This is a genomic window from Streptomyces sp. NPDC058086 (assembly GCF_042885015.1).
Taxonomy (GTDB): domain Bacteria; phylum Actinomycetota; class Actinomycetes; order Streptomycetales; family Streptomycetaceae; genus Streptomyces.
The window spans coordinates 1-4420 of the sequence record NZ_JBHVST010000240.1 but is presented as its reverse complement, the minus strand read 5'-3'; the positions used below and the strand labels follow the sequence as shown (position 1 = coordinate 4420).

The window sequence follows — 4420 nt, the reverse complement described above, 5'->3', positions numbered from 1 at the left end:
CCCGGCAGCGGTACTGATTCGACACAGGCTCCGGCCCGTCGCCGTCGAGCGGGGCATCCAGGACGTGGTTCGGCCGAACCACTTCGTAGACGTGCCACCGCGCCTCGAACGGAAGTCCCGGAAGTGTTTCGGTCGAAACACTTCCGACGTCCTACGTGCCCAACTTGCCTGAAGCCGGAGCACCCCATCTGATCTGTATGGACCACCCCGAGCCATGGATAATCACGGCTGTCTCTGAACCGGATGACAGGAACCTCTGGGGCCCGAACCCTGATGAAGCGGGTGGCCGTACTCCTTGCGAGTGGTGGGCGGCATGTTTGCCGACCACGCGCAGGGCTCGCGGCGATGCTCTCCGGTGGGGGCGGTTCCACCTCCCCGGCCAGTGCTGATTGCGCAAACCGAGGGAGTATCAGCTGACGAGGACGTCATTGCCCGGCCTCGCCGGTGGCGGGCACGGTCAGCAGGTCCTCGGGCAGGGTGATCTCTTCCGGCGCCCAGGTGCCGTCGTTGAAGGAGCAGGCCCACACGGCCTGGTGGTCGGAGCCGATGACCACGGCGGCGATGGCGCCGTCGTCGGCGAGGGCGCCATCGTCCACGGCGGTGCGTCCGGCATCGATCGCCTTGCCGCTGCTGCGGAACACCTTGATGGCCATGCCGCGGGGGTGGCTCTTGCCGGTGAGGGTGTACAGGGCCTACTGGGTGCCGACGGCGTCCGGCCACTGCTTGCGTGCGGCCTGCGGTGTTCGTCGGGGACAGTCCCACCGACATGACCGCGGCCCGCAGCGCGGGGGTCCTCGCGCTCGGAGCGGTCTGGGGCTGGCACGCGCCCGCCGTTCTCCGCGTGGCCGGACCCGTTCACCTCCTGCCCGAGTCCGCCGGCATCGGGCCGTCCCTCCTGCGCCACCTGCTCCCAATCGACAGCGTGTGACTCCACAGCCCCACTACAGTGGGGGGCGCCCCTACGGGCGCCCCTTTGCCTTCTGCACCCAGAGGACACAGGTACATGCGCGTGATGCGGCGACTAGGGCCTGTCTCCCGGATCATGGAATGTGATCGCGGCAGTGCTTGATGTTCCGCTACGGTCCGGGCATGTTCGTTGTCACAGTGACCTACACGGCACCGCTGGATGAAGTGGACCGATGGAGACCGGCCCACGGCGACTGGCTGAACCAGCTCATATCCCGGCAATTGCTTCTGGTGGCCGGGCGCCAGGTGCCTCTGGTCGGTGGTGTCTACCTCGCCCCCCGGATGCCCACCGAAGAACTTGACCGCCTTCTCGCCACCGATCCGTATGTCCTCAACGGTGTCGCCACGCACAGCGTTGTGGAGTTCACCCCGCTGCTGGTCGCGGCCGGTTTGGAGGACCTCAAGTCCCAGGAGTGAGCAAATTCTCCGGGCTATGAGCGGAGCCAGATGAGGAGTGCGGCTGCGGTCACGGTGCCGAGGTAGACGTATCCGCGCTTGTCGTAGCGGGTGGCGACGGCTCTGAACTGCTTCAACTTCCCGATGGCCCGCTCCACCGTGTTGCGCTCCTTGTACCGGGCCTTGTCGAAGCCCGGGGGCCGTCCGCCGCGTGACCCCCGGCGCAGACGTGCGGCCTTGTGGTCCTTCTTCTCCGGGATCACATGCCGGATGCCTCGCTTGCGGAGGTAGGCGCGGATCTTACGGTTGCTGTATGCCTTGTCGGCACTCACACTGTCCGGCTTGCGACGAGGACGGCCGGGTCCCCGGCGGGGAACGCGGATCTTGTCCATGACCGGCTCGAACTGGGTGCAGTCCGCCCGCTGGCCTGGCGTGACGAGCAAAGCCAGTGGGCGGCAGCGGCCTTCCGCGGCAATGTGAATTTTGCAGGTCAGGCCGCCGCGGGAACGGCCGAGTGCTTCGCCTGCCGCACCGCCTCCTCCAGCAGGTCGCGCAGGCTCACCACTGCCGACAGATGCTGAACCGATCTTCGCGGAGCCCCTTTTGAAGAGTCCGGCAGCAACGCCGGTGGATCCTTGGGCGCGCCCGCTGCGTGCTGATATGAGCACGGGCGACCGTGGAATCGATGTTGATGTTCCAGTCGATGTCGCCCTCGGCGTCGGCGGCGGCCTGGACGTGCCGCAGGAGCATCTCCCAGGTTCCGTCGGCCGACCACAGCGCGTGCCGTTTGTGGACGGTCTTCCACGGGCCGAAGCGTTCGGGCAGCTCACGCCACTGTACGCCCGTGCTCAGCCGGTGAATGATCCCGTTGATCACCTGCCGGTGATCCCGCCACCGGCCCCACCGGTTGTTGCTGACCGGCAGCAGAGGCTCCAGCACAGCCCACTCATCGTCCGCCAGATCCCCCCGACTCATCATGGCCAGAACAACGAGCTAACTGATCGAAGAGACACGCCTTAGCGCTCGGAGTCGAGCTGGAGCACTGAGGACCCCGTTCCTCAGCCCCGACTCTGGGTCCGGCTCGGCGCGCACCCCATCACCCCGCCACCGTTTTTCCGGACCTCTGAGAGCTGCCCCGATGCCTGTACCGCCCACCAGCGGCCGTCTGCAATGGACCGACGTCCCCCCGCCGCTGCGCGCCCGCCTCGAAGACGCCCTGGGCACGGCCGTCACCGACGCGGTCACTCCCGCAGGCGGCTTCGGCCACCAGCTCGCCGCCGCGCTCCGTCTGGCCGGCGGCCGACGGGTCTTCGTCAAGGCGGCCCCCGACGACGACCCGCTGACCGCCGCCAACGTCCACGAGGCCGCCGTCCTGGACGCGCTGCCGCCTGGTGCCCCGGCCCCGGAGTTGCTGGGCATCCACCGCGCGGCCGGCTGGACCGCTGTCGTCATGGCCCACCTGGACGGCCCGCATCCCGACCTGTCCCCGGCCTCCGCCGACGCCGGGCAGACCTGGGCTCTCCTGGACAATCTCACCTCCAGTCCCGCCCCGGGGCCGTACGCCGCGGCGGTGAGCACCGCGCCCTCCACGGCGGCGTCCCTGCACGGCTGGGACGAACTGCTCTCAGACCCGCCGGCCGACCTCGCCCCCGCCGCCCGTGACCGCCTGCCGCAGCTCGCCGAACTGGAAGCGGCCTGGCCCGTTCTTGCCCGCGGCGACCGGATCGTTCACGGCGACCTGCGGGCCGACAACATGGTCCGCGACCACCACCTTGGCGTGACCTTCGTGGACTGGGCACACGCCACCACCGGCCCGGCCTGTCTCGACGCCGCCTCCCTCGCGCCGCAACTCATCCTCGCCGGACACACGCCCGCAGACATCTCCCGACTGCTCCACGAGCACCCCGACACCGCCAGAAACCCCGATACCACTACCGCGTTCCTTGCCGCACTCACCGGCCACTGGCACCGCAACGCCCGTAAGCCCGCACCTCCCGGCGCCCCCGGCTTGCGCACCTACCAGCACCGCGCAGCGGCAGCCGGCCTTGCCCTCCTCAGTCGCCGCCTCGGCTGAAACAGCAGATGTCCCGCTCTCGTGTCAGTGGCTGGTCCGCCCCCGTGTCAGTGCAGCGAGCGTCTCGCGGTGTGGCTCACAGGCAAGCTCGTCGTCCACCGCGAGGCTGATATGCGGCGTGTCCAGCGGCCATTCCGCACGCCCCGGCCGCCCAGGGTGACCCCGAACAATTCCAACCGGGAATGCGTGCCGGCGACGAAGTCGGCATACCGCTGCTCGAAGACGAGCGCGGCGGCGTCCCCGACCGGTCCCAGAACGGCCCGTTCCCGTAACAGGGCCCCGGTCCGCTGCGTGTGCTCCACCGCTGCCCGCGCCGTGAACGTCGGATGGGCCGTGAGCTGCTCCACCAAGTGCGCACAACACAGCCGAAGCAGTTCCCCGTACAGGTCGCGGGCGCGTTCCCCCAGGTCCGCCGCGGGGCGCCGCAGTTCGTCGGCCAGGCGCACAGGTTCGAGGTCCGCGGCGAACAACCGTTTCGCATCAAGCGGGCCCGCCGTGGCGAACGTGTCCTGGACGGCCGCCACCGCCGCCAGCCTCTCGTGCTCCGGCCCCGAAGCGTACGCGGCCGCGATGCGGTCCGCGAGGGCCCGTGCCAGCTTCTCCGGCCCCGCCGGCTTCGGCAGCGGTCGCAGCGGATCCGCTACTAAACCAGCCCCTGGCTTCGGCGTTAGCATCGACTTCGCGACCGTCTGGGCCACCATCGACGCCAGCCGGACGACCACCGGTTCGAGCCCGTACATCCCCGACCTCCCTGTCCCCGACCGCACCGCCGAGTAGGCACACCGTGGGCCCAACTACGGCGGGGGATAACCCCGACCATGACCCCGATCACGGCAGGTCAGCATGCTGGCGTATCGCGCCTGCTGCCTGCGGGGTCTGTAAAGCGAGCGGCTCTTCCAAGATTTTCGTAGCCGGTGATCACTTCAACTTGCCTGTGGCGTCGACTGGTTGACGGTGCCAGGCTGGCTGTGTGTGTTGTCGTGG

6 protein-coding genes are annotated in these 4420 nt (G+C 69.1%); 3 read left to right on the top strand and 3 right to left on the bottom strand.

Annotated elements, in window-relative coordinates; all coding sequences use genetic code 11:
• Positions 1-425: 425 nt before the first annotated feature.
• The gene (locus ACFVWD_RS57590; RefSeq protein ID WP_389607122.1) at positions 426-653 is read right to left on the bottom strand and encodes a hypothetical protein; all 228 of its coding nucleotides are present in this window, start codon (positions 651-653) and stop codon (positions 426-428) included.
• Positions 654-766: 113 nt separating this feature from the next.
• On the opposite strand from ACFVWD_RS57590, the gene ACFVWD_RS57585 reads away from it, so the two are divergent.
• Together ACFVWD_RS57585 and ACFVWD_RS57580 are read left to right on the top strand one after the other, a co-directional pair.
• Positions 767-928 (top strand): hypothetical protein, encoded by a 162-nt coding sequence (locus tag ACFVWD_RS57585; RefSeq protein WP_389607121.1) that lies wholly within the window; start codon positions 767-769, stop codon positions 926-928.
• Between the two features lie 161 nt (positions 929-1089).
• Positions 1090-1383: a YciI family protein gene (locus tag ACFVWD_RS57580; protein WP_389607120.1), complete on the top strand. Its 294-nt coding sequence runs from the start codon at positions 1090-1092 to the stop codon at positions 1381-1383.
• A 14-nt stretch (positions 1384-1397) separates the two neighbouring features.
• Here the strand turns inward: ACFVWD_RS57580 and ACFVWD_RS57575 are convergent.
• A protein-coding gene (locus ACFVWD_RS57575) for an IS5 family transposase (RefSeq protein ID WP_389607124.1) occupies positions 1398-2337 on the bottom strand; the annotation gives its coding sequence in 2 pieces (ribosomal slippage) (positions 1398-2022 and positions 2021-2337; 942 coding nt in all).
• 163 nt (positions 2338-2500) lie between these two features.
• Here ACFVWD_RS57575 and ACFVWD_RS57570 point away from each other — a divergent pair.
• Positions 2501-3436 carry a phosphotransferase family protein gene (locus ACFVWD_RS57570; protein ID WP_389607119.1) on the top strand — a complete coding sequence of 312 codons (936 nt, stop codon included), beginning with the start codon at positions 2501-2503 and terminating at the stop codon, positions 3434-3436.
• Between the two features lie 47 nt (positions 3437-3483).
• Here the strand turns inward: ACFVWD_RS57570 and ACFVWD_RS57565 are convergent, their stop codons facing one another.
• A complete protein-coding gene (locus ACFVWD_RS57565; protein WP_389607118.1) occupies positions 3484-4176 on the bottom strand; it encodes a hypothetical protein in 693 nt (230 codons plus the stop codon).
• Positions 4177-4420: the final 244 nt, after the last annotated feature.